The 21489-nt window shown below is 73.1% G+C and carries 16 protein-coding genes and 1 pseudogene; 11 read left to right on the forward strand and 6 right to left on the reverse strand.

Going from position 1 to position 21489, the window contains the following annotated elements:
- From ABZ318_RS31635 to ABZ318_RS31645, 3 genes and pseudogenes are all read right to left on the reverse strand, one after another.
- A pseudogene (locus ABZ318_RS31635) lies at positions 1 to 613 on the reverse strand (hypothetical protein); the annotation flags it as partial.
- Complete coding sequence (gene pelF, locus ABZ318_RS31640) at positions 610 to 2139, reverse strand: GT4 family glycosyltransferase PelF (RefSeq protein WP_356905872.1); 1530 nt, start codon at positions 2137 to 2139, stop codon at positions 610 to 612. The gene pelF and the pseudogene ABZ318_RS31635, both read right to left, overlap by 4 nt.
- 26 nt (positions 2140 to 2165) lie before the next feature.
- Positions 2166 to 4238 carry a hypothetical protein gene (locus tag ABZ318_RS31645; RefSeq protein ID WP_356905873.1) on the reverse strand — a complete coding sequence of 691 codons (2073 nt, stop codon included), beginning with the start codon at positions 4236 to 4238 and terminating at the stop codon, positions 2166 to 2168.
- Positions 4239 to 4541: 303 nt separating this feature from the next.
- Here ABZ318_RS31645 and ABZ318_RS31650 point away from each other — a divergent pair, with 303 nt between their 5' ends.
- The 7 genes from ABZ318_RS31650 (at position 4542) to ABZ318_RS31680 (ending at position 15013) form a co-directional block, all read left to right on the forward strand.
- A complete protein-coding gene (locus ABZ318_RS31650) occupies positions 4542 to 6050 on the forward strand; it encodes a leucyl aminopeptidase (RefSeq protein ID WP_356905874.1) in 1509 nt (502 codons plus the stop codon).
- Positions 6051 to 6347: 297 nt separating this feature from the next.
- The gene (lpdA, locus tag ABZ318_RS31655) at positions 6348 to 7736 is read left to right on the forward strand and encodes a dihydrolipoyl dehydrogenase (RefSeq protein ID WP_030691860.1); all 1389 of its coding nucleotides are present in this window, start codon (positions 6348 to 6350) and stop codon (positions 7734 to 7736) included.
- Positions 7737 to 7798: 62 nt separating this feature from the next.
- On the forward strand, positions 7799 to 9640 hold the full coding sequence (gene sucB / locus ABZ318_RS31660) for a 2-oxoglutarate dehydrogenase, E2 component, dihydrolipoamide succinyltransferase (RefSeq protein ID WP_356905875.1): 1842 nt from the start codon (positions 7799 to 7801) through the stop codon (positions 9638 to 9640).
- 118 nt (positions 9641 to 9758) lie between these two features.
- The gene (locus ABZ318_RS31665) at positions 9759 to 10382 is read left to right on the forward strand and encodes a GntR family transcriptional regulator (RefSeq protein ID WP_030691858.1); all 624 of its coding nucleotides are present in this window, start codon (positions 9759 to 9761) and stop codon (positions 10380 to 10382) included.
- Between the two features lie 321 nt (positions 10383 to 10703).
- Positions 10704 to 13409, forward strand: a complete 2706-nt coding sequence (gene aceE / locus ABZ318_RS31670) for a pyruvate dehydrogenase (acetyl-transferring), homodimeric type (RefSeq protein WP_356905876.1) — start codon at positions 10704 to 10706, stop codon at positions 13407 to 13409.
- A 172-nt stretch (positions 13410 to 13581) separates the two neighbouring features.
- Positions 13582 to 13995, forward strand: coding sequence for a VOC family protein (locus tag ABZ318_RS31675; protein ID WP_356905877.1), 414 nt, complete (start codon positions 13582 to 13584; stop codon positions 13993 to 13995).
- 55 nt (positions 13996 to 14050) lie between these two features.
- Positions 14051 to 15013 carry a WYL domain-containing protein gene (locus tag ABZ318_RS31680; RefSeq protein WP_356905878.1) on the forward strand — a complete coding sequence of 321 codons (963 nt, stop codon included), beginning with the start codon at positions 14051 to 14053 and terminating at the stop codon, positions 15011 to 15013.
- On the opposite strand, the gene ABZ318_RS31685 is transcribed toward ABZ318_RS31680, so the two are convergent.
- Positions 15004 to 15930 (reverse strand): SDR family oxidoreductase, encoded by a 927-nt coding sequence (locus tag ABZ318_RS31685; protein ID WP_356905879.1) that lies wholly within the window; start codon positions 15928 to 15930, stop codon positions 15004 to 15006. The genes ABZ318_RS31680 and ABZ318_RS31685 overlap by 10 nt on opposite strands.
- A 99-nt stretch (positions 15931 to 16029) precedes the next feature.
- Here ABZ318_RS31685 and ABZ318_RS31690 point away from each other — a divergent pair, with 99 nt between their 5' ends.
- Positions 16030 to 16551: a DUF4240 domain-containing protein gene (locus ABZ318_RS31690; protein WP_356905880.1), complete on the forward strand. Its 522-nt coding sequence runs from the start codon at positions 16030 to 16032 to the stop codon at positions 16549 to 16551.
- A gap of 113 nt (positions 16552 to 16664) precedes the next feature.
- Here the strand turns inward: ABZ318_RS31690 and ABZ318_RS31695 are convergent, their stop codons facing one another.
- Entirely contained in the window at positions 16665 to 17459 is a 795-nt protein-coding gene (locus tag ABZ318_RS31695; RefSeq protein ID WP_356905881.1) for an SDR family oxidoreductase, read from the reverse strand.
- A 119-nt stretch (positions 17460 to 17578) separates the two neighbouring features.
- Here ABZ318_RS31695 and ABZ318_RS31700 point away from each other — a divergent pair, with 119 nt between their 5' ends.
- Positions 17579 to 18241, forward strand: coding sequence for a TetR family transcriptional regulator (locus tag ABZ318_RS31700; protein WP_356905882.1), 663 nt, complete (start codon positions 17579 to 17581; stop codon positions 18239 to 18241).
- A gap of 33 nt (positions 18242 to 18274) precedes the next feature.
- Here the strand turns inward: ABZ318_RS31700 and ABZ318_RS31705 are convergent, their stop codons facing one another.
- A complete protein-coding gene (locus ABZ318_RS31705; protein ID WP_356905883.1) occupies positions 18275 to 18772 on the reverse strand; it encodes a GNAT family N-acetyltransferase in 498 nt (165 codons plus the stop codon).
- A gap of 203 nt (positions 18773 to 18975) precedes the next feature.
- Between ABZ318_RS31705 and ABZ318_RS31710 the strand changes: the two genes are divergently transcribed.
- Positions 18976 to 19896 carry a TIGR01777 family oxidoreductase gene (locus ABZ318_RS31710; RefSeq protein WP_356905884.1) on the forward strand — a complete coding sequence of 307 codons (921 nt, stop codon included), beginning with the start codon at positions 18976 to 18978 and terminating at the stop codon, positions 19894 to 19896.
- Positions 19897 to 20085: 189 nt separating this feature from the next.
- Positions 20086 to 21447: an NAD(P)/FAD-dependent oxidoreductase gene (locus ABZ318_RS31715; protein WP_356905885.1), complete on the forward strand. Its 1362-nt coding sequence runs from the start codon at positions 20086 to 20088 to the stop codon at positions 21445 to 21447.
- Positions 21448 to 21489: the final 42 nt, after the last annotated feature.

A 21489-nucleotide genomic window follows, 5' to 3' on the forward strand; every position in this document is an offset into this window, starting at 1 on the left:
GCGGGGCGGTCCGGGCCGACGACCCGGCGGCGAGCTCGCCTCCGGCGGGGAGCGGACCGACGGGGGCCGGACCGGCGGGGGCCGGTGCCTCGGCGGAGCCTGCCGGACGGGCCGGGACCGGGGCCGGTGCCTCGGCGGAGCCTGCCGGGTGGCCGTCGGGGGCGGGGGACGGTGGCCCGGCGGAGCCGGCCGGACGGGCCGGGACCGGGGCCGGTGCCTCGGCGGAGCCGGCCGGGTGGCCGTCGGGGGCGGGGGACGGTGGCCCGGCGGAGCCCGGCCGCACGGCGGACACCGGCATCCCGGCACGGCCGGACGGACGGCCGTCAGGGACGGGAGGTCGCGCCCCCTCGCCCCCCGTGCCCGGGGAGGGCGCCCCGGAGTCGGACACGGCCCGGCTGGCCCGCTGTGCGGCCGGCTCGGCGGCGGCCGTTCCGGGCACCCGGGGCGAAGGCCCCGCGTCGGCGGGGCCGGCCGGCTCGGTGGCGGCCGGCCCGAGCGCCCGGGGCGGGGCGTCGTCGGGGCGGTTCGACCGGCGCTCGCGGCGGGGGCGCGGGATCGCCGGGAGCGGGGTCTCGCCCGTCGTCGGGGGTTTCAGCCAGAGGGAGCCGCTCATGCCGGGGTGCCTCCTGTGACGAGGGCCGGAGAGGTGCGGCGCGGGGCGGGGATGCTCAGGCGGAGGGAGGTGGCGGCCGGGACCGGGCGCGGCGGGCGGGTGCCCGCGAGCTCGCGGTAGATCTGCCGGAAGCCGTCCACCGAGCGGTGCAGGGTGAACTGGTCGATCACGCGCCCACGGGCCCGGCGGCCGAGTTCGGCGCGGCGGGCGCCGTCCCGGAGGAGCGCGGAGACGGCGGCGGCCATGACGGCCGGTTCGCGGGGCGGGACGACGATCCCGGTGTCGCCGACGGCTTCCCGTACGCCTCCGACGTCCGTGGAGACGGTGGCGCGGCCGCAGGACATGGCCTCGATGAGGGAGAAGGGGAAGCCCTCGCTGATGGAGGAGAGCATGACCACGCTGCCGGCCGCGTAGGCGGAGGGGACGTCGGAGACGCGGCCCTCGAAGGAGACGCCGTCGGCGACGCCGAGTTCGGCGGCGAGTTTCTCCAGGCGGGTCAGGTAGTCCTCGTTCCCGGCCGGGACCGGGCCGAACAGGCGGAGCCGCAGCGCCGGGAGTTCGGCGCGGGAGATCGCGTACGCCCTGATCAGGGTCTCCAGGTCCTTGATGGGGTCGACCCGGCCGCACCAGCTGAGGGTGGGGGTCTCGGGTTCGGGTCCGGCCTCGGGGAAGAGGGCCGGGTCGACGCCGTTGTAGACGGTGCGGATGCGGTCGGCGGGGGCTCCGCCGCGCTCCTCCCAGCGCCGGTTGTACTGGTTGCAGGGGGTGATGAGGTCGGCCTTGCGGTAGCCGAGGGTGTTGAGCTCGCGGTAGAAGCCGAGCATGAGGGCCTTGACGGGCCAGCGTTGCGCTTCGGTGCGGTAGCCGAGGTAGCGCTCGCGGAGGTAGATGCCGTGTTCGGTGAGCAGGAAGGGCACCCCTTCGAAGTGCTGCGCGGCGAGCGCCGGCAGCGTGGCGAGGCCGCTGGAGACGGCGTGTGCCACGCCGCCGGTGGCTATCCGGGCGGCGAGCGGACGCAGGGCGTGTTCGAGCAGGTCGGTGGCGGTGAGCGCGTCGTGGACGGTGGGCCGGGCCGCGAGCGTGGGCAGGTGCGGCATGGTCCAGATCCACATGAGGGAGCGCAGGGCCTGCTCGGAGCGGAGTGCGGTGGTCAGCCTCCCCTGTCGGGCGAGTTCGGCGAGTTCGTACAGGCCGGTGCCGAAGTCGCAGTCCGCCTCGGGGTCGAGGAGGGCGAGCAGGAGGCGCTCGTACGCGTCGAGGAAGCGGCGGCGTTCGCGCCCCCTCGGGGGCCGGCGCACGGCCGGGCCCTGCGGGGGTCCCCACAGGGGGTAGGCGGTGTGCCGGGTGACGTTGGGCGGCAGTTCCCACGTGACGGGTTCGCGGCCGCTGCCGGTGAGGGCGAGGATCTCGAAGTCCACCTCCGGCATGCCGCGGACGAGCTGGTCGCACCAGGTGCTGACGCCGCCGTGGACATGCGGGTAGGTGCCTTCGGTGAGCATGGTGACGTGACGGCCACTGCTCGGCATGAGCGGGTCCCCCCAGGACGTGCTGGTCAGGCGGTCGGGAGCGTGAGTGTGACGGTGGTCTGGAGCAGTTCGGGTGTGGTCCAGGCGGAGCGGGTGCCCGCGTAGGGCGTCCCGAAGGCGGTGGTGCCGAGGAGGAGCCGCTTGCGGGTGCCCTCGGGGGCGGTGACGGGCGCGGTGACGCCGGAGGGGGCCTTGACGGTGACCGTGGTGCCGATGCGGTAGGCGGTGACCTTTCCGGCGGCGACGGCCTGGTCCCAGGCGGCGCGGCGGTTCAGTTCGGTGCCGACGTCCTTCTGGGCCGGGTTCACCAGGGGGGCGTTCGCCGCGAACAGGGTCCGGTAGTCGGCGAGTACGCGGTCGAGGACGGGGTAGAGGAGGCGCTCCTCGGCGAGGTTGGACTGGTGCACGTAGTGCGGCCGGGGGTCGTTGCCGAGGACGTGGGAGAGGGCGGTCCGGGCTTCCTGCGGGACGATGTGGTCGGCGTAGCCGGTGGCGGTGGGGAGGGGGGCGGGCAGGCAGGTGGAGGCCGGATTGGACTCGCAGATGCCGCTGCCGCCGTCGGCGCGGGAGGTGTAGATCCAGTTGTACTCGTCGGCCATCTCGGCGGCGGTGCCCACGTTGTAGTACACGTTCATCGGGTGGCGGGGCACGGTCTTCGCGGCGCCGGTGCCCACGGTGCGCTGCTCGGGTTCGCGGGAGTTGTCGCTCGCGGTCCACTTCACGCCGTTGTCGGCGAGGGCGTCGGCGAGGTGGGGGTTGTCGGCGGGCTGCTGGGGCAGGGTCCTGAGGCCGGAGTGCTCGCCGGTGACGAGTTCGGAGCGGTCGACGGAGATGCCCTTGCGGACGGCCCAGTCGTGGTTGTCGCGGATCTGGCCGGAGAGTTCGGAGCGGCTGACCCAGAGGGTGTTGCCGGCGGTGTCGGTGGCGCACCGCCAGGGGACGACGGTGTTGTCCTGGACGCAGCCGAGGAAGGGGTGGGTGTAGGTGTGGTTGATCCACCGGTACTGGGCGCGGTCGGCGACGAGCCGGTCGGTGAGCGGGTCGGTGCCGCCGTGCTCGGTCTTCCACTGCTCGCCCTGGCCGCCGTTGTAGACCATGTCGAGCGTGAAGCCGGAGGACTTCTGCCAGGCGGCGGCGTACTGGGCGTCGGCGGCCGTCATGCGGATCGGGTTCGCGCCCTCTCCGTCGTCGCCGACGCAGTCGAAGTCGCCGGGGGTGCAGTTCAGGGCGGGGTCCCAGCGGGCGTCGGGGGCGAAGACGTCGTCGACGTGGACGGAGAGGTAGTTGCGGCTCTGTCCGAGGTGGACGCCCTGGGTGAGCCAGTCGACGATGCCGCGGGCGAGGGCGCGGAACTGCCGCTGGTACCGGTTGTAGGCGAAGGTGACGACGAGTTCGCGGCGTCCGTCGGCGGCGTACTCGCCGACGAGGCTGGCCCGGCCGCCGCCGTCGATGGGCATGTCGAGAAAGCTGGTGTAACCGGTGCGGGGGCGGCCCGCGTAGCCGTAACTCTCGGCGACGGCGGGGTCGTTGTCCTCGAAGGCGAGCGCTCCGGCGAGGTACCGGAAGGGGCCCGCCCGTCCCGCGGCAGTGACGCCGGCGGTGGTGCCGTCGAGGACGCCGGACCAGCCGCCCTGGTCGGTGTAGTCGAGGCCGACGCCGGGGTGCGACCAGGTGTAGGCGTCGACCTGCGGGATGCCGAAGGTCCGCTCGTACGCGTGGAGGGCGGTCTGCTCGGCGGAGTCGGGGCCGAAGGCGCTCTCGTGGGGCAGGACGACGCCCTGGTACTTGGCACGGGGCCGTCCGTCGACCGTGTCGCTGAGGAAGGCCGTGTCGAGGACCGGGCGGTTCGGGTCGCCCAGGTCGATCCTGCGGTACGGGACGCCGGAGCCCTTCAGCTCGGCGGTGATCGCCCCGACCGCGCTGCCGCCGTCGTCGACGACGAGGACGGTGAGGTCCACGCGGGGCGCCGTCTCGGCGGCCGCCTGCGCGGACGGGAGGACGGTGGCGAGCAGCGCGGCGGCGGCGAGGGTCGCGATCCTGCCCGTGCGGGACGGGGTGCGGGGCGCGGTTCTGGGCGTACGGATTCGGTCGGAGTCCATGCGGGTGTCCCCCCTCGACGGGTCCCGCCCGAACCGGCAGGCCCCGTGGAGATGTCGCAGATGAGGCGAAGGACGGTGTGTCGTCCTTGCGTGAATGAGGCGAGTGTGACCGGACGACAGAGGCCGAAAGGGTAAACATGAAAGAGACACCACGGATGAGTGAATCAACGTCGCCGTGATCGAACCTTGCGAGCGAGCGTAGGCTCGTTCTCGGCGCTCTCCGGGCCGAAATACGATGCGGCGGGCACGGTCGGCCCATCCCTCGACCGCCACAGAACTCAATGGAAGCGAGATTTCACCACCGTGACTGCTCTCACTCTCAGCACTGCCGGCGCGGCGACGCTGCGCGCCGACGCCCTCGTCGTCGGCGTCGCGAAGACCGGGAAGTCGCTGGTCGTCGCCCCGGGCGCCGAGGCCGTCGACAAGGCCTTCGACGGCCGGCTCGCCGCCGTCCTGGAGACCCTGGGCGCCTCGGGTGCCGAAGGTGAGGCGACGAAGCTGCCCGCCCCCGCCGGTCTCAAGGCCCCCGTCGTCCTGGCCGTCGGCCTCGGCGCGGCCCCCGAGGACGGCGAGTCCTTCGACGCGGAGATCCTGCGCCGCGCCGCCGGCACCGCCGCCCGCACCCTGAACGGCTCGAAGAAGGCCGCGTTCGCGCTGCCGATCGCCACCGCCGACGACGCCGCCGCCATCGCGGAGGGCGCCCTGCTCGGCGCGTACGCCTACACGGCGTACCAGGACAACGGCAAGGACGCGAAGAAGCCCCTCGCCGAGGTGGCCCTGCTCGGTGCCAAGCCGCGCGACAAGGCCCACAAGGCCGCCGCCGAGCGCGCCCAGGCCGTCGCGGAGGAGATCAACCGCGCCCGCGACCTGATCAACCAGCCGCCGAACGACCTGACCCCGGCCGCCTTCGCCGCCGTCGCCCAGGCCGCCGGCAAGGAGCACGGCCTCAAGGTCCAGGTCCTCGACGAGAAGGCGCTCGCCAAGGGCGGCTTCGGCGGCATCCTCGGTGTCGGCGTCGGCTCCGTGAACCCGCCGCGCCTGGTCCGGATCGCCTACACCCACCCGAAGGCGGAGAAGACCCTCGCCCTCGTCGGCAAGGGCATCACCTACGACTCGGGCGGCATCTCCCTGAAGCCGGCCGGCCACAACGAGACGATGAAGTGCGACATGAGCGGCGCCGCCGCCGTGTTCTCCGCCGTCGTCGCCGCGGCCCGCCTCGGCCTGGAGGTCAACGTCACCGGCTGGCTGGCCCTCGCGGAGAACATGCCGTCCGGCTCCGCCACCCGCCCGGGTGACGTGCTGCGCATGTACAGCGGCAAGACCGTCGAGGTCCTGAACACCGACGCCGAGGGCCGGCTCGTCCTCGCCGACGCGATCACCAGGGCCTCCGAGGAGCACCCGGACGCCATCGTCGACGTGGCGACCCTGACCGGCGCCATGGTCCTGGCGCTCGGCGACCGCACCTTCGGCATCATGGCCAACGACGACGACTACCGGACCGCGATCCACGAGATCGCCGAGGAGGTCGGCGAGCAGTCCTGGCCGATGCCGCTCCCCGCGGACCTGCGCAAGACCATGGACTCCCCCACCGCCGACATGGCGAACATGGGCGTCCGGATGGGCGGCGGCCTGGTCGCCGGTCTCTTCCTGCAGGAGTTCGTGGGCGAGGGCATCACCTGGGCCCACCTGGACATCGCGGGCCCGGCCTTCCACGAGGGCGCCCCGTACGGCTACACCCCGAAGGGCGGCACCGGCTCCTCGGTCCGCACCCTGGTGAAGCTGGCCGAGCGCACGGCGGCCGGCGAGCTCTGAGCACCCCCGGTGTGACGAAGGCCCCGGAAGCTTCGGCTCCGGGGCCTTCCCCCTCTTCCCCGGCGACTGTTCGCTCGCGACGAAATCCGTAGGTTCGTACGCCCTCGTGCCCCCTCCGTACGGACGATCGGCCGTCTCAGAGCCCGGCCCCGCGTCCCGTCGCCCGTCAACAAGTGCGAAGATGGGTTCTCGGCAGGACAGGGCCCCCACCACAGGGCCGAAATAAAGCGGCCGGACACCAGCCGCCGCCAGGTCATGGACGACCGGCGACGAGCGCACATGCATGGAGGACGTGACGTGGCGAACGACGCCAGCACCGTTTTCGACCTAGTGATCCTCGGCGGCGGTAGCGGCGGTTACGCCGCGGCGCTGCGCGGAGCGCAGCTGGGCCTGGACGTCGCACTGATCGAGAAGAACAAGCTCGGCGGCACCTGCCTGCACAACGGCTGCATCCCGACGAAGGCCCTGCTCCACGCCGGCGAGGTCGCCGACCAGGCGCGCGAGGCGGAGCAGTTCGGTGTCAAGGCCTCCTTCGAGGGCATCGACATCAAGGCCGTGCACAAGTACAAGGACGACGTGATCTCGGGCCTGTACAAGGGCCTGCAGGGTCTCGTCGCCTCCCGCAAGGTGACGTACATCGAGGGCACCGGTCACCTGTCCTCCCCGACCTCCGTCGACGTGGACGGCCGTCGCGTCGAGGGTCGTCACGTCCTCCTGGCCACCGGCTCCGTGCCGAAGTCCCTGCCCGGCCTGGAGATCGACGGCAACCGGATCATCTCCTCGGACCACGCGCTGACGCTGGACCGGGTCCCGGAGTCCGCGATCATCCTCGGCGGCGGCGTCATCGGCGTCGAGTTCGCCTCGGCGTGGAAGTCCTTCGGCACCGACGTCACGGTCATCGAGGGCCTGAAGCACCTCGTCCCGGTCGAGGACGAGAACAGCTCGAAGCTTCTTGAGCGCGCGTTCCGCAAGCGCGGCATCAAGTTCAACCTCGGCACCTTCTTCCAGTCCGCCGAGTACACCGACAACGGCGTCAAGGTCACCCTGGCCGACGGCAAGACCTTCGAGGCCGAGGTCCTCCTGGTCGCCATCGGCCGCGGCCCGGTCTCCGCCGGTCTCGGTTACGAGGAGCAGGGCGTCGCGATGGACCGCGGCTACGTCCTGGTCGACGAGTACATGCGCACCAACGTGCCGACGATCTCGGCCGTGGGCGACCTCGTCCCGACGCTCCAGCTCGCGCACGTCGGCTTCGCCGAGGGCATCCTCGTCGCGGAGCGGCTCGCGGGTCTGAAGCCCGTGCCGATCGACTACGACGGTGTGCCGCGGGTGACGTACTGCCACCCCGAGGTCGCCTCCGTCGGCATCACCGAGGCCAAGGCCAAGGAGATCTACGGCGCGGACAAGGTCGTCGCCCTGAAGTACAACCTCGCGGGCAACGGCAAGAGCAAGATCCTCAAGACCGCGGGCGAGATCAAGCTCGTCCAGGTCAAGGACGGTGCCGTGGTCGGCGTCCACATGGTCGGTGACCGCATGGGCGAGCAGGTCGGCGAAGCGCAGCTGATCTACAACTGGGAGGCGCTGCCGGCCGAGGTCGCGCAGCTCATCCACGCCCACCCGACGCAGAACGAGGCGCTCGGCGAGGCCCACCTGGCCCTGGCCGGCAAGCCTCTGCACTCCCACGACTGACGCTCACGTCATCACAGGGCGCGACGACCACTTTCCGCAATTCGTTAGGAGCAACTGAAACCATGTCGGTTTCCGTAACCCTGCCGGCGCTCGGCGAGAGCGTCACCGAGGGCACCGTCACCCGCTGGCTCAAGGCCGAGGGCGAGCGCGTCGAGGCCGACGAGCCGCTGCTCGAGGTCTCGACCGACAAGGTCGACACCGAGATCCCCGCCCCCGCCTCGGGCATCCTGGCCTCCATCAAGGTCGCCGAGGACGAGACGGTCGAGGTCGGCGCCGAGCTGGCCATCATCGACGACGGCTCCGGCGCCCCCGCGGCCGCCCCGGCCCCCGCCGCCGAGGCCGCTCCGGCTCCGGCCGCCGAGGCCCCGGCCGCCCCGGCCCCGCAGGCCGCGCCGTCCACCGAGGTCCAGGAGCCGGCTCCGGCCCCGACGGCCGAGGCGGCCGCCGGCGGCGGTTCCGCCCAGGGCACCGACGTCGTCCTGCCCGCGCTGGGCGAGTCCGTCACCGAGGGCACCGTCACCCGCTGGCTGAAGTCGGTCGGCGAGACCGTCGAGGCCGACGAGCCGCTGCTCGAGGTCTCCACGGACAAGGTCGACACCGAGATCCCCGCCCCCGCCTCCGGCGTTCTCCTGGAGATCGTCGTCGGCGAGGACGAGACCGCCGAGGTCGGCGCCAAGCTGGCCGTCATCGGTGCCGCGGGTGCCGCTCCGGCCGCCGCCCCGGCCCCGGCCGCTCCGGCTCCCGCCGCCGCCCCGGCTCCGGCTCCGGCTCCCGCCGCCGCCCCGGCTCCGGCTCCGGCCCCCGCCGCCGCTGCCCCGGCTCCGGCCGCTCCGGCCGCTCCGGCTCCGGCCCCCGCGCCGGTGGCCCCGGCCGCCCCGGTGGCCGCTCCGGCTCCGGCCGCCGCCGCCCCGTCGATCGCCCCGGCCGTGGTCACCCCGGTCCCGGCGGCCCCCGCGGCCGCTCCGGCCGAGGACGGCGCGTACGTGACCCCGCTGGTCCGCAAGCTCGCCACCGAGAACGGTGTCGACCTGGCGTCCGTCAAGGGCTCCGGCGTCGGCGGCCGCATCCGCAAGCAGGACGTCCTCGCGGCCGCCGAGGCCAAGAAGGCCGCCGCTGCCGCTCCCGCCGCCGCTGCCGCTCCGGCCGCCGCCGCGTCGAAGGCCCCCGCCCTGGAGGCCTCCCCGCTGCGCGGTCAGACCGTCAAGATGACCCGCATGCGCAAGGTCATCGGCGACAACATGATGAAGGCGCTGCACGGCCAGGCCCAGCTGTCCTCGGTCGTCGAGGTCGACATCACCAAGCTGATGAAGCTGCGTGCCCGGGCGAAGGACGCGTTCGCCGCCCGTGAGGGCGTCAAGCTCTCCCCGATGCCGTTCTTCGTGAAGGCGGCGGCCCAGGCGCTGAAGGCCCACCCGGTCATCAACGCCCGGATCAACGAGGACGAGGGCACGATCACGTACTTCGACTCGGAGAACATCGGCATCGCCGTGGACTCCGAGAAGGGCCTGATGACCCCGGTCATCAAGGGTGCGGGCGACCTCAACATCGCCGGCATCTCGAAGGCCACGGCCGAGCTGGCCGGCAAGGTCCGCGCCAGCAAGATCACGCCGGACGAGCTGTCCGGTGCGACCTTCACCATCTCCAACACCGGTTCGCGCGGTGCGCTGTTCGACACGATCATCGTGCCGCCGAACCAGGTCGCCATCCTGGGCATCGGTGCCACGGTCAAGCGTCCGGCTGTCATCGAGACCGCCGAGGGCACCGTCATCGGCGTCCGCGACATGACCTACCTGACGCTGTCCTACGACCACCGCCTGGTGGACGGTGCCGACGCGGCCCGCTACCTGACGGCCGTCAAGGCGATCCTGGAGGCCGGCGAGTTCGAGGTCGACCTCGGTCTCTGATCCGTCCCCCGAGGCGCAACGTAACGAGCCTCACCTGCGGCGCCCCCGTCCGGAAGTGTTTCCGGACGGGGGCGCCGCCGTATTGTCTAAGGGTCAACACTCCCCGAGGAGCCGCTTCATGACCGTCCCCGTCGTCCACTCGCTGCGCGAGCAGATCCGCGAGCACATCGTGGAGGGGATCGTCAGCGGCCGCTGGAAGCCGGGCGAGCGCATCGTGGAGCGCCGGATCGCGACGGAGCTGGAGGTCTCCCAGACGCCCGTCCGCGAGGCGCTGCGCGAGCTGGAGTCGCTGCGGCTGATCGAGTCGGCGCCCAACAAGGGCGTCCGGGTCCGCAACCTCACCGCGGCCGACCTGGAGGAGAGCTACCCCGTACGCGCCGGTCTGGAACAGATCGCGGCCGAGCTGGCGGCCGGGCGGCTCGCGACGGACTGCTCGGCCCTGGAGCCGCACGTGGCGGCCCTGTACGAGGCGGACGCGGCCTCGGACGGGACGGCGCAGGTCCGGCACACGGTGGCCTTCCACCGGGAGCTGGTGAAGGCGGCCGGGAACGGCGTCCTGCTGCACACCTGGGAGACGCTCGGCATCGAGGTCTTCACGGCCCTGTCCATCCGCTGGCTGGGCACGGTCCAGAAGTCGTACGCGGAGGAGCACCAGGAGCTGGTGGAGGCCTTCCGGCGGGGCGACCCGAACATCGGCGCCCTGGTGAAGGCGCACGTCCTGGGCTGCGCGCCGCGCGCCTGACCCGTACGGGATCCGCGCGCCCGACCCGTACGAGACCTCGCGGGGCCCCCCACCGGCGGGGCTCCGCTCGTTTGTGCGGGTGCCTTCTCAGGCAGCCACCCCCACCTGCGGAAACCCTTCGAAAACAAGGCACCGGGTGCCCGTTTTCGCGGCACCCTGTGCCGACTTTCTCGATCCGAAGAGGTTTTCCGCTTCAACCCTTTGATCGATCATCGATCGCCGGTTTACAGTCTTCGGCGGGCCGTCACCCGGCCCTTCGCCCTGTCCTGCCAGACAAGGCCCCCTTTATCTCCACCCCCATCTGTCCGGAAGGCGGCGATCATGACCGATCCCGTAGGCAAGATTCCGAGCGAGCTCGACCAGCTCCCGGACCGTGACACCGAGGAGACCGCCGAGTGGGCGGCCTCCCTGGACGCCGTCACCAAGGCCGCCGGCCCCCACCGGGCCGCCTACCTGATGCGCCGTACCCTCCAGCACGCCGAAGGCGCGGGCCTGGCCCTCCCCAAGCTCCTGGAGACCGACTACGTCAACACCATCCCCACCTCCGCCGAGCCCTCGATCACCGAGTTCGGCGGCGACGAGGAGATGGAGCGGAAGATCACCGCGTGGAACCGCTGGAACGCGGCCGCGATGGTCACCCGCGGCTCCAAGCACGGCGTCGGCGGCCACATCGCCACCTTCGCCTCGGCGGCCTGGCTCTACGAGACCGGCTTCAACCACTTCTTCAAGGGCAAGGAAGCCGACGGTTCCGGCGACCAGCTCTACATCCAGGGCCACGCCTCCCCCGGCATCTACGCCCGCGCCTTCCTCGACGGGCGTCTGAACGAGGCCCACCTCGACAACTTCCGGCAGGAGTCCGGCGGCAACGGCCTGCCCTCCTACCCGCACCCGCGCCGTCTCCCCTGGCTGTGGGAGTTCCCCACCGTCTCCATGGGTCTCGGCCCGCTCTCCGCGATCTACCAGGCGCGCTTCAACCGCTACCTGACCAACCGCTCCATCAAGGACGTCTCCGCCTCGCACGTGTGGGCGTTCCTCGGTGACGGCGAGATGGACGAGCCCGAGTCGACCGCGGCCCTCGCCCTGGCGGCCCGCGAGGGTCTGGACAACCTGACCTTCGTCATCAACTGCAACCTGCAGCGCCTCGACGGCCCGGTCCGCGCCAACTTCAAGATCGTGCAGGAGCTGGAGGCCCAGTTCCGCGGCGCCGGCTGGAACGTCGTGAAGTCGCTGTGGGGCAACGCCTGGGACGAGCTGTTCGCGCTCGACACCACCGGCGCCCTCGTCCGCCGCCTCCGCGAGGTGCCGGACGCGCAGGTCCAGACGTACCAGACCCGCGACGCCGCCTACATCCGCCAGGACTTCTTCGGCAAGGACCCGGCGCTCGTCGCGATGGCGCAGCTGCTCAGCGACGACAAGATCCTCGAGTGCTTCCACCTCTCCCGCGGTGGTCACGAGCCGCGCAAGGTGTACGCCGCGTACAAGGCCGCCCTGGAGTTCAAGGGCGCGCCGACGGTCATCCTGGCGCAGACCGTCAAGGGCTTCACCCTGGGTGAGGGCTTCGCGTCGAAGAACGCGAACCACCAGATGAAGAAGCTGACGACGGACGAGTTCAAGAACATGCGTGACCTTCTTGAGCTGCCGATCTCGGACGCGCAGTTCGTCGACGGGGTCGTGCCCTACGGCCACCCCGGCGCCGACTCCCCCGAGGTCCGCTACCTCCAGGAGCGCCGCGCGGCCCTCGGCGGCCCGGCCCCGGCCCGCCGCACCCACGCGCTCGCCCCGCTGCCGGCCCCGGCCGACAAGGCGTTCGCCGCGTTCGACAAGGGCTCCGGCTCGCAGTCGATGGCCACGACGATGGCGTTCGTGCGACTGATCAAGGACCTGATCCGCGACAAGGAGACCGGCAAGCGCTGGGTCCCGATCGTCCCGGACGAGGCCCGTACCTTCGGTATGGAGTCGCTGTTCCCGTCGCTCGGCATCTACTCGCCGAAGGGCCAGACGTACGAGCCGGTCGACCGCGACCAGCTGATGTACTACAAGGAGGCCAAGAACGGCCAGATCCTCAACGAGGGGATCACCGAGGCCGGTTCGATGGCCGACTTCATCGCCGCTTCCACCGCGTACTCCACGCACGGCGAGGCGATGATCCCGTTCTACATCTTCTACTCGATGTTCGGCTGGCAGCGGACCGCCGACCAGATGTGGCAGCTCGGCGACCAGCTCGGCCGCGGCTTCCTCGTCGGCGCCACCGCCGGCCGCACCACCCTGACCGGTGAGGGCCTCCAGCACGCCGACGGCCACTCGCCGGTGATCGCGGCCACCAACCCGGCGGCGCTGACGTACGACCCGGCGTTCGCCTACGAGGTCGCGGTCATCGTCAAGGAGGGTCTGCGCCGGATGTACGGCGAGGCCGCCGAGGGCGAGGACCAGAACGTCTTCTACTACCTCACGGTCTACAACGAGCCGATGCCGCAGCCGGCCAAGCCGGCCGGCGTCGACGAGGGCATCGTCAAGGGCCTCTACCGCTTCAACACGGCGGAGTCGGCGGGCCTGGAGCTTCCGGCGAACGCCGCGCGCATCCAGCTGCTGTCCTCCGGCACGGCCATCCACTGGGCCCTGGAGGCGCAGAAGCTGCTCGCCGCCGAGTGGGGCGTGGCCGCCGACGTGTGGTCCGCGACCTCCTGGACCGAGCTGCGCCGCGACGCGCTGGAGGCCGACGCGGCCCTCCTGCGCGGCGAGGAGCAGACGCCGTACATCCGCAGGGCCCTGGAGGGCATCGACTCCCCGGTCCTCGCGGTCTCCGACTACATGCGCCAGGTCCCGGACCAGATCGCGCAGTGGGTCGAGCAGGACTACACCTCGCTGGGCGCCGACGGCTTCGGCCTCTCGGACACCCGCGAGGCGGCCCGCCGCCACTTCGGCGTCGACGCCCAGTCGATCGTCGTCGCGGCCCTGGCCCAGCTGGCCCGCCGCGGCGAGGTCCAGGCGACGGCCGTGAAGGAGGCGCGCGAGCGCTACGGCCTGTAAGGGCCTCCGATCCCTCCGAGGGGCCGCCTCCGCACGCAGGTGCGGAGGCGGCCCCTCGGCGCACGTCCGTCTCCATGTGCACGTCCGAGGACGTCGTCGGCCTCGTCGGACGTGCACACCGCCGAGGCCCGTTTCGAAGTCGGCTCGTCCGGTCTTGTGGCAAGATCGCGGGATGCTACGACTGACCGACTTCATCATCGACTGCCCGGACACGATGAAGCTGGCGGCCTTCTACTCCGAGGTGACGGGGCTCCCGGTCAAGAAGGACAGCAACGAGCACTGGGCCGGCATCCGGTTCGGCGAGATCGAGCTGGCCTTCATCCAGGTGGATGACTACCGCGCCCCGCGGTGGCCCGACAGCGAGCACCCCAAGCAGTTCCACCTCGACTTCGAGGTGGACGACATCGAGGCCGAACAGCGCCGCGTCCTGGCCCTCGGCGCGACCCTGCAGCGGGACTGCGTCGGCCCCAACGGCTACGGCTTCCGCGTCTACACCGACCCCGTCGGCCACCCCTTCTGCCTCTGCCGCAACAAGGGTGTCGTCTGGGCCGACCAGGGGCCCGTCTGGCCCGAGCACGGCCAGTAGGCCGTGTACGGTCTCCGGCCCCGGAGACCCCGGTGCGGATGACAGTCTGGGGCCCATGCGTGCCGCCCGTCTCATCAAAATGGTCCTGCTGCTCCAGAACCGGCCGTCCATGACCGCCGCCCAGCTCGCCGCCGAGCTGGAGGTGTCGGAGCGGACCGTGACCCGGGACGCGCTCGCCCTGTCGGAGGCGGGGGTGCCGGTGTACGCGGACCGGGGGCGGGCCGGTGGGTACCGGCTGGTCGGCGGGTACCGGACCCGGCTGACCGGGCTCGGGCGCGGCGAGGCGGAGGCGCTGTTCCTGTCCGGACTGCCGGGCGCGCTGCGGGACATGGGGCTCGAGGACGCCGCCTCGGCGGCCCGGCTGAAGGTGTCGGCGGCGCTGCTGCCCTCGCTGCGGGACGCGCACGAGTCGGCGGCGCGGCGCTTCCACCTGGACGCGCCGGGCTGGTACCAGGAGCCGGAGACGCCGGAGTCGCTGGCCCCGGTGGCGGAGGCGGTCTGGGACGACCGGTGGGTGTCGGCCCGGTACCGGCGCGGGGACGGCGCCGAGGTGGAGCGGGAGCTCCAGCCGTACGGCCTCGTCCTGAAGGCGGGCGTCTGGTACGTGTGCGCGCGCTCGGGTTCCTCGTTCCGCACGTACCGGGTGGACCGGTTCACGGCGGTGGCCGTGGGCGAGACGCGGTTCGACCGGGACCCGGACTTCGACCTGCCCGTCTTCTGGGAGGAGCGGTCGGCGGAGTTCGCCCGCTCCCTGCTCCGTACGGAGGTGGTCGTGCGGCTCTCGGAGGCGGGCGTCCGCCGGCTGCCGTACGTCACGGACCGGGCGGCCGCCGAGGAGGCGCTGGCGGCGGGGACCGCCGAGGGCGGCCTCGTGCGGGTCGTCCTCCGGGTGGAGAGCGAGGAGGTCGCCTTCGGTCAGCTGCTCGGGCTCGGCCCGGAGGTGGAGGTGCTGGCCCCGGCCGCGCTCCGGGAGCGGTTCGCGGAGGCGGCCCGGGGCCTGGCGGAGCTCTACCGGTAGTCGGCGACGTCCGGCGTCCCGGTCTCGCTCGCGACGATGAAGCCCCAGGCGTCCGGGCGGGAGCCGTCGGCGTCGGTGAAGCCGTACTCGCCGGCCAGTTGCGCGCTGGAGAGGGACTGTCCGGTCCAGCGGTGCCGGTCGGGGTCGGCGGCGAGGGCGGCGACGGCCCGGCCGACGTAGACCGGTGACTCGGAGACGCCGAAGTCGGGGATCTTCTCGGTGGCGTCGCGCCAGTTCTCCTCGGTGACGCCGAAGCCGGCGAGCATCTGCTCCGACCTGAGCCAGCCGGGGGTGACGACGACGGCGGTGCCGCCGTACTCCTCCAGTTCCCGGGCAAGGCCGAAGGCCATCCGGATCGGGGCGTTCTTGGCGAGGTCGTAGTAGAGGTTCTCGCGGAAGTGGGTGCTGTTGTACGCGGCGGTGCCGTCGGTGACCTCGACGACGAGCCCGCCGGGGTTGCGGATCAGCAGCGGGACCGCGAGGTGCGAGGTGATGGCGTGGGTCCGCACGCCGAGTTCGAGCATGCGGAGGCCGCCGGCGAGGTCGAGCTCCCAGGTCTTCTTGCCGAAGGAGGGGCCGACGAGGTGCTCGCCGCCCCAGACGTCGTTGACGAGGACGTCGAGCCGGCCCCGCTCGCGGTCGATCCGGTCGACGAGGGCGCGGACCCGGTCGGGGTCCAGGTGGTCGGTGGGTACGGCGATGCCCTCGCCGCCGGCGGCCGTCACCAGTTCGGCCGTCTCCTCGATGGTCTCCGTGGCGCGGCCGACCTCGCTGACCTTGTCGCGGGTGGTGCGGCCGGTGACGTACACGGTGGCGCCGAGGGTGCCGAGCTGGACGGCGATGGCCCGTCCGGCGCCCCGGGTGGCCCCGGCGACCAGGCAGATCCGTCCGTGCAGGGATGTGGTCTCAGTCGTCATGGGCGCCAGCCTGGCAGGAAAGCACGACATCTTCTGTCGGGTTTCCTTTCGGGCTTTCCGGGTGCGTCGGACTCCGCGAGCCACGATGCTGGAGCGGTGATGGACGAGACCGAGTTCTGGGAGCTCATCGACACCACCCGCGAGGAAGCCGAGGGCGACCCCGAGGAGCAGGCCGATCTGCTCGTGGAGCGGCTGACCCGACTCGACCCCGACTCGGTGCTCGACTACGCGCGCCATTTCGAGGCCCGCTTCAACCGCGCGTACCTCTGGGATCTGTGGGGTGCGGCGGCCGTCCTCTTCGACGGGGCGGGCGAGGAGACCTTCGACTCGTTCCGCTGCTGGCTGATCGGCCAGGGCCGGGAGGTGTACGAGGGGGCCGTGCACGATCCGGACGCGCTGGCGGAGCTGCTCGGCGACTTCGACGTGGAGATCGACGGGGACGGTGAGGAGATCGGCTTCGCCGCCGACGAGGCGTACGAGCAGCTGACCGGCGGCGAGACCCCCGACCTGGGCATTCCGATGCCGGGCGGGGAGCCGCTGGGCGCCCCCTTCGACCTGGGGGACGACGACGTGCTCGCGGCCCGCTTCCCCCGGCTGTGGGAGCGCTTCGGGACGACGTGACACGACGGGGTGCGGACCTCGCCCGGCGGCGTGCCGGGCGAGGCCGGTGCCGGTCCCGGAGGAGGCGCCGGCGATGACGGCGGTGCGCCCGCCGAACACCCCGGCGGCGGTCCTCAGAAGTGGGTTCCGCCGTCGACGCGGACCTCGGTGCCGGTGATGAACTTCCCGTCCTCGGAGGCGAGCATCGCGACGACGCCGGCGACGGTCTCGGGGCCGGCGAAGCCCTGGCCGAGGGCGGGGGCGAGCTTGGCGAAGAGAGACCAGTCGGTGTCCTCGGGCAGGCCGGGGCCCACGGACTGCTTGGAGGCGCCGGATCCGTCGGTCATGCCGGAGGAGATGGAGCCGGGCTGGACGGCGGTGAAGCGGATGCCCTGCTTGGCGTACTCGGAGGCGAGCGCGTGGGTCATGGACTGGATGCCGCCCTTGCTGGCCGCGTAGGCCGCCATGTAGGGGTGGGCGAACATCGCGGAGGTGGAGGAGAAGTTGACGACGGCGGAGCCGTTGCCCTCCAGGAGCGCCGGTATGGCCTCGCGGATCACGAGGAAGGTGCCGGTGAGGTTGATCCGGATCACCTGCTCGAAGGAGTCCAGGGTCGTCTCGTGGGTGTGTGAGGAGCGCAGGACGCCGGCCGCGTTGACCAGGACGTCCAGGCCGCCGAGCGCCTCGACGGCGGTGGCGACGCCGGCCCGTACGGAGGCCTCGTCGGCGATGTTCACGACGACGGTGGTGAGGCGGTCGGCGGCGTCGCCGGCCTTGGCGACGGTGTCCTTGAGGCCGTCCTCGCTGATGTCGGCGGCGACGACCCGGCCGCCCTCCGCGAGCATGCGCAGGACGGTGGCCTGGCCGATGCCGGAGCCGCCGCCGGTGATGAGGGCGCGGCGTCCTTCGTAACGGGTCAGCTGGTTCATGGCGGCAACCTCTCGATGTCAAGCTTTCCGGGGAATGCCGCCACCGTACGCCGGAGTGGCACGTTTTGCCACACCTGCACGTCATGCACCTTCGGCAGTCGCAGGCGTACGCTTCGTGGGTGAGCACCAAGCCCGAGGGCGCCGCGCCCCCCACCCCCTCGCTCCCCTCGCTGACGGAGCGCCGCAAGGCCGCCACCCAGCTCGACATCGCCCGCGCCGCCGCCGAGCTCTTCACCGAGCGCGGCCCCGACGGCACCACGGCCGAGGAGATCGCCCAGCGGGCCGGCGTCGCCCTGCGCACCTTCTACCGCTACTTCCGCTCCAAGCAGGACGCCGTCGCCCCGCTCCTCGCGGGCGGAGCCGACCGCTGGCGGGAACTCCTCGCCGCGACGGAACCGGGCGCCGGCGTGCCCGAGGCCCTGGAGCGCTCGATCGCCGCGTCGCTCACCCCGGAGACCGGGGCGGACGCGGAGGGCCTGCGCTGGACGCGCGGGCTGCTGCGGGCCGCCGCCGAGGACCCCGCCCTGCGGGCCGTCTGGTACCGGGTCAACCAGGAGTCCGAGGAGCGGCTGCGCGAGGTCGTCGCCGGGCTCGCCGGACCGGACGCCGACCCCCTGGAGGTGCGGCTCGCGGCGGCGGCGGCCACCGACGCCATCCGGATCGCCCTGGAGAGCTGGGCGGAGACGGACGCCCCGGAGCGCGGAGAGGGCGCGCCGGCCGCGCTCGCGGTCCGCTGCCTGCGCGAACTGATGGGCGGCATGCGGCTGTTGCGGGACGCGTGACGGGGCGTGTGACGGGACGCGTGACGGGGCGCGTCAGCCCAGCAGTGACCGGCCCATGAGCACGTCGTCCACGTACTTCCCGTCGAGGAACATCTCCCCCGGCAGCACGCCCTCGACCACGAAGCCCTCGGAGGCGTAGAGCGCGCGGGCCGGCGCGTTGTGGGCGAGGACCCGCAGGGTGATCCGTACGGCGCCCTGCTCCCGGGCCCGGTCCATGGCCGCCCGCAGCAGCGCCCGTGCGACGCCCTTGCCCCGGGCGGACTCGGCGACGGCGAGGCCCTGGATCTGGCGGACGTGGGCCATGGAGGCGATCGGGGCCGGCGGCACCACCCGCACATAGCCGACGACCGCTCCCCCGCGCACCGCCACGAGGTAGTCCCCGGGCCCGTGGCGCTCGTCGAAGAAGGGCTCGCCCGGCGTCGGGGCCGGCAGCACGGCGTGGAGCGTCGACCAGGTGGTCCGGTCGAGCTCCGCGAGCGCGGCGTCGTCGTCCTGCACGGCGGTGCGTATCTGCGTCTCTGGCACGATCATGACGGACACTGTGCCACGCACCGGGCCTGTTTTCCGGTCGGGCCGGATCAGGGCGCGGGGCCCGGTGCACCGCACTCGCTTCGCTCGCTCCGTCTCGGCTCCCCGATCCGTCCTTCGGAGCCCGAAGGGCCACGGGGAGCGCGTGCCGGGCCCCGCGAGCCCGGCACGACCCGGAAGACGAACCCCGGGCCGAAGAGGGCAGGATGGTGGGCATGCAGCGTTCCGCCACTCGCAAGCGCGTCGCCGTCACCGGCGCCTCCGGCCTCATCGGCTCGGCCCTGGTCCGCTCCCTGCGCGCCGACGGCCACGACGTCCTCCGCCTCGTCCGCCGCCCCGCCCGCACCGCCGACGAGGTCGAATGGGACCCGAAGCGGCTGTACGTGGACGCGGCCGGGCTCGTCGGCGTCGACGCCGTCGTGCACCTGGCGGGCGCCGGTGTCGGCGAGCGCCGCTGGAACGAGGCGTACAAGAAGGAGATCCGGGACAGCCGGGTCCTCGGCACGACGGCGATCGCCCAGGCGCTCGCCTCGCTCGCCGACCCGCCGGAGACGCTGGTCTGCGGCACGGCGCTCGGCTGGTACGGGGACACCGGCACCCGCGCGGTGGACGAGAGCGCCCCCGCCGGCACGGGCTTCCTGCCCTCGGTGTGCGTGGAGTGGGAGGCCGCGGCCGCCCCCGCCGAGGAGGCCGGCATCCGGGTCACCTACGCCCGCACGGGCCTGGTGGTCGCCCGTGAGGGCGGCGCCTGGGGGCGGCTCTTCCCCGTCTTCCGCGCGGGGCTCGGCGGGCGGATGGGCGACGGCCGCCAGTACTGGTCGTACATCTCCCTCCACGACGAGGTGGCCGCCCTGCGCCATCTCGTCGACACTCCCTCCCTCTCGGGCCCGGTGAACCTGACGGCCCCCGACCCCGTCACCAACCGCGAGGTGACGGCGGCGATGGGCCGGGTCCTGCGCCGTCCGACGCTCTTCACGGTGCCGGCGCCGGCCCTGAAGGTCGCCCTCGGCGACTTCGCGGCGGACGTGCTGGGCAGTCAGCGGGTGCTGCCGGGGCGCCTGTTGGAGACCGGTTTCGACTTCGCCTTCCCGACGATCGACGACTCGATCCGCGCGGCGCTCCGCTGACACGGGGGCCCGCGCGCCCCCGTGCTGCGTGCACCCCGCCGCGCGCGGGCCGACTTCCCGCCCGGCACTGCCTAGGCTCGACGCCCACCGTCGCAGCCCACTGTTCGATACGAACGCGAACTTGGGTATTCCGGGGGCCCGTTGGGGGCATAACGCCTCCCACCGGCGCGCCGACCTGGGGAGGGGCACGTGCTCAGTACCGCAAACAGCGCACAGCGCAGGGACGTCGTGGAGGCCGTCGACGTCGTCATCGTAGGAGCCGGGATCGCGGGGCTCGCGGCCGCACGCCGGCTGACCGGCGCCGGGCTCGCCGTCGCCGTCCTGGAGGCGGAGCCGCAGGTCGGGGGCCGGTTGGCCACCGCCCTCGTCGACGGCTTCCGGCTCGACCGGACGGGCCCGCTGCTCACCCTCTCGCCCGAGGAGCTCCGGGCCGCACCGGGGCTCGCCGGGCTCGCGCTGCGCCCGTTCGCCCCCGGCGTGCTCGTGCACAGCGACGGGCGCTACGCGCGGTGGGGCGTCCCGCACCCGCGCCGGACGGCCGGCCACCGGGGCGGCGGGGTCCACCGTGGCGTGGGGGGAGCGTTCAGCGTGGCGCGCGCCCTCGCGAGCGCCCCCCGCAATCCGGCCGCCTCGCTCGACCAGGCGCGGCTCGGCGCCTCCCTCGTCCGGCTCGCCGCGACCCCGGCCGCGCGCCTGCTCGCCCGCCCCGAGCGGACCGCACGCGAGGCCCTCACCGCCCGGCTCCCCGCCCGGACCGTGCAGGGCGTGCTGCGGCCGCTGCTCGCCGCGCTCCTCGGCGACCCGGACCTCGGCATGTCGAGCCGTCAGGCGGACCTGGCGCTGCGGACCTTCGCCCGCGGCCGGCCCTCCGTTCCCGAGGGCGGCTCGGCGGCGCTCCCCGAACGGCTCGCCGCCACGCTGCCGCCCGGCACGGTCCGCACCGGCGTCCGGGTCACGGACGTGTCGGTCTCCCGGGTCGCGACCGCCGAACACGGCGTCATCGGCTGCCGCTCGGTCCTCCTGGCCACGGGCGCGCGCACGGCGGCGGAGCTGCTGCCGGGCCTGCGCGTCCCCGCCTTCCACCCGGTCACGGTCCTGCACCACACGGCCCCCGTGGCGCCCACCTCGGACCCGGCGCTGCTCCTGGAGTCCGACCCGGGCGGGCCGGTCGCCCACACGGCGGTGATGAGCGCGGTCGACCCGTCCCGGGCGCCGGCCGGGCGGGCCCTCATCACCTCGACGGTGCTCGGGGCGCCGCCGGACGACACGGAGCGCCGGGTGCGCAAGCACCTCGCCACGCTCTACGGGACGTCCACGGACGACTGGGAGCTCCTCGCGCTCCACCACACGCGGGACGCGGTCCCTTCGATGCCGCCTCCGCACGACGGCCGGCGCTCGGTCCGGCTCCTGGCCGGTCTCTACGTGTGCGGCGACCACCGGGACGTCAGCACGCCCCAGGGCGCCCTCTCCTCGGCCCACCGGGCGACGGAGTCCCTCCTGGCCGACCTGAAGATCCGCCGCCCGGCACCGGCGAACGACAGGGCAGCCTGACCGCCCCCGTCGTGGGCAGTCGTTCCGCCTGGGCGGAACGAC

Source organism: Streptomyces sp. NPDC006197 (assembly GCF_040613865.1).
In the GTDB taxonomy this organism is placed as follows: Bacteria; Actinomycetota; Actinomycetes; order Streptomycetales; family Streptomycetaceae; genus Streptomyces.

Coding starts and splice junctions, on each gene's coding strand:
- sucB (WP_356905875.1), top strand. CDS start 7,799: ATGTCGGTTTCCGTAACCCTGCCGGCGCTCGGCGAGAGCGTCACCGAG.
- ABZ318_RS31680 (WP_356905878.1), top strand. CDS start 14,051: ATGCGTGCCGCCCGTCTCATCAAAATGGTCCTGCTGCTCCAGAACCGG.
- ABZ318_RS31665 (WP_030691858.1), top strand. CDS start 9,759: ATGACCGTCCCCGTCGTCCACTCGCTGCGCGAGCAGATCCGCGAGCAC.
- ABZ318_RS31690 (WP_356905880.1), top strand. CDS start 16,030: ATGGACGAGACCGAGTTCTGGGAGCTCATCGACACCACCCGCGAGGAA.
- ABZ318_RS31705 (WP_356905883.1), bottom strand. CDS start 18,772: ATGATCGTGCCAGAGACGCAGATACGCACCGCCGTGCAGGACGACGAC.
- ABZ318_RS31645 (WP_356905873.1), bottom strand. CDS start 4,238: ATGGACTCCGACCGAATCCGTACGCCCAGAACCGCGCCCCGCACCCCG.
- ABZ318_RS31695 (WP_356905881.1), bottom strand. CDS start 17,459: ATGAACCAGCTGACCCGTTACGAAGGACGCCGCGCCCTCATCACCGGC.
- ABZ318_RS31710 (WP_356905884.1), top strand. CDS start 18,976: ATGGTGGGCATGCAGCGTTCCGCCACTCGCAAGCGCGTCGCCGTCACC.
- aceE (WP_356905876.1), top strand. CDS start 10,704: ATGACCGATCCCGTAGGCAAGATTCCGAGCGAGCTCGACCAGCTCCCG.
- pelF (WP_356905872.1), bottom strand. CDS start 2,139: ATGCCGAGCAGTGGCCGTCACGTCACCATGCTCACCGAAGGCACCTAC.
- ABZ318_RS31685 (WP_356905879.1), bottom strand. CDS start 15,930: ATGACGACTGAGACCACATCCCTGCACGGACGGATCTGCCTGGTCGCC.
- ABZ318_RS31675 (WP_356905877.1), top strand. CDS start 13,582: ATGCTACGACTGACCGACTTCATCATCGACTGCCCGGACACGATGAAG.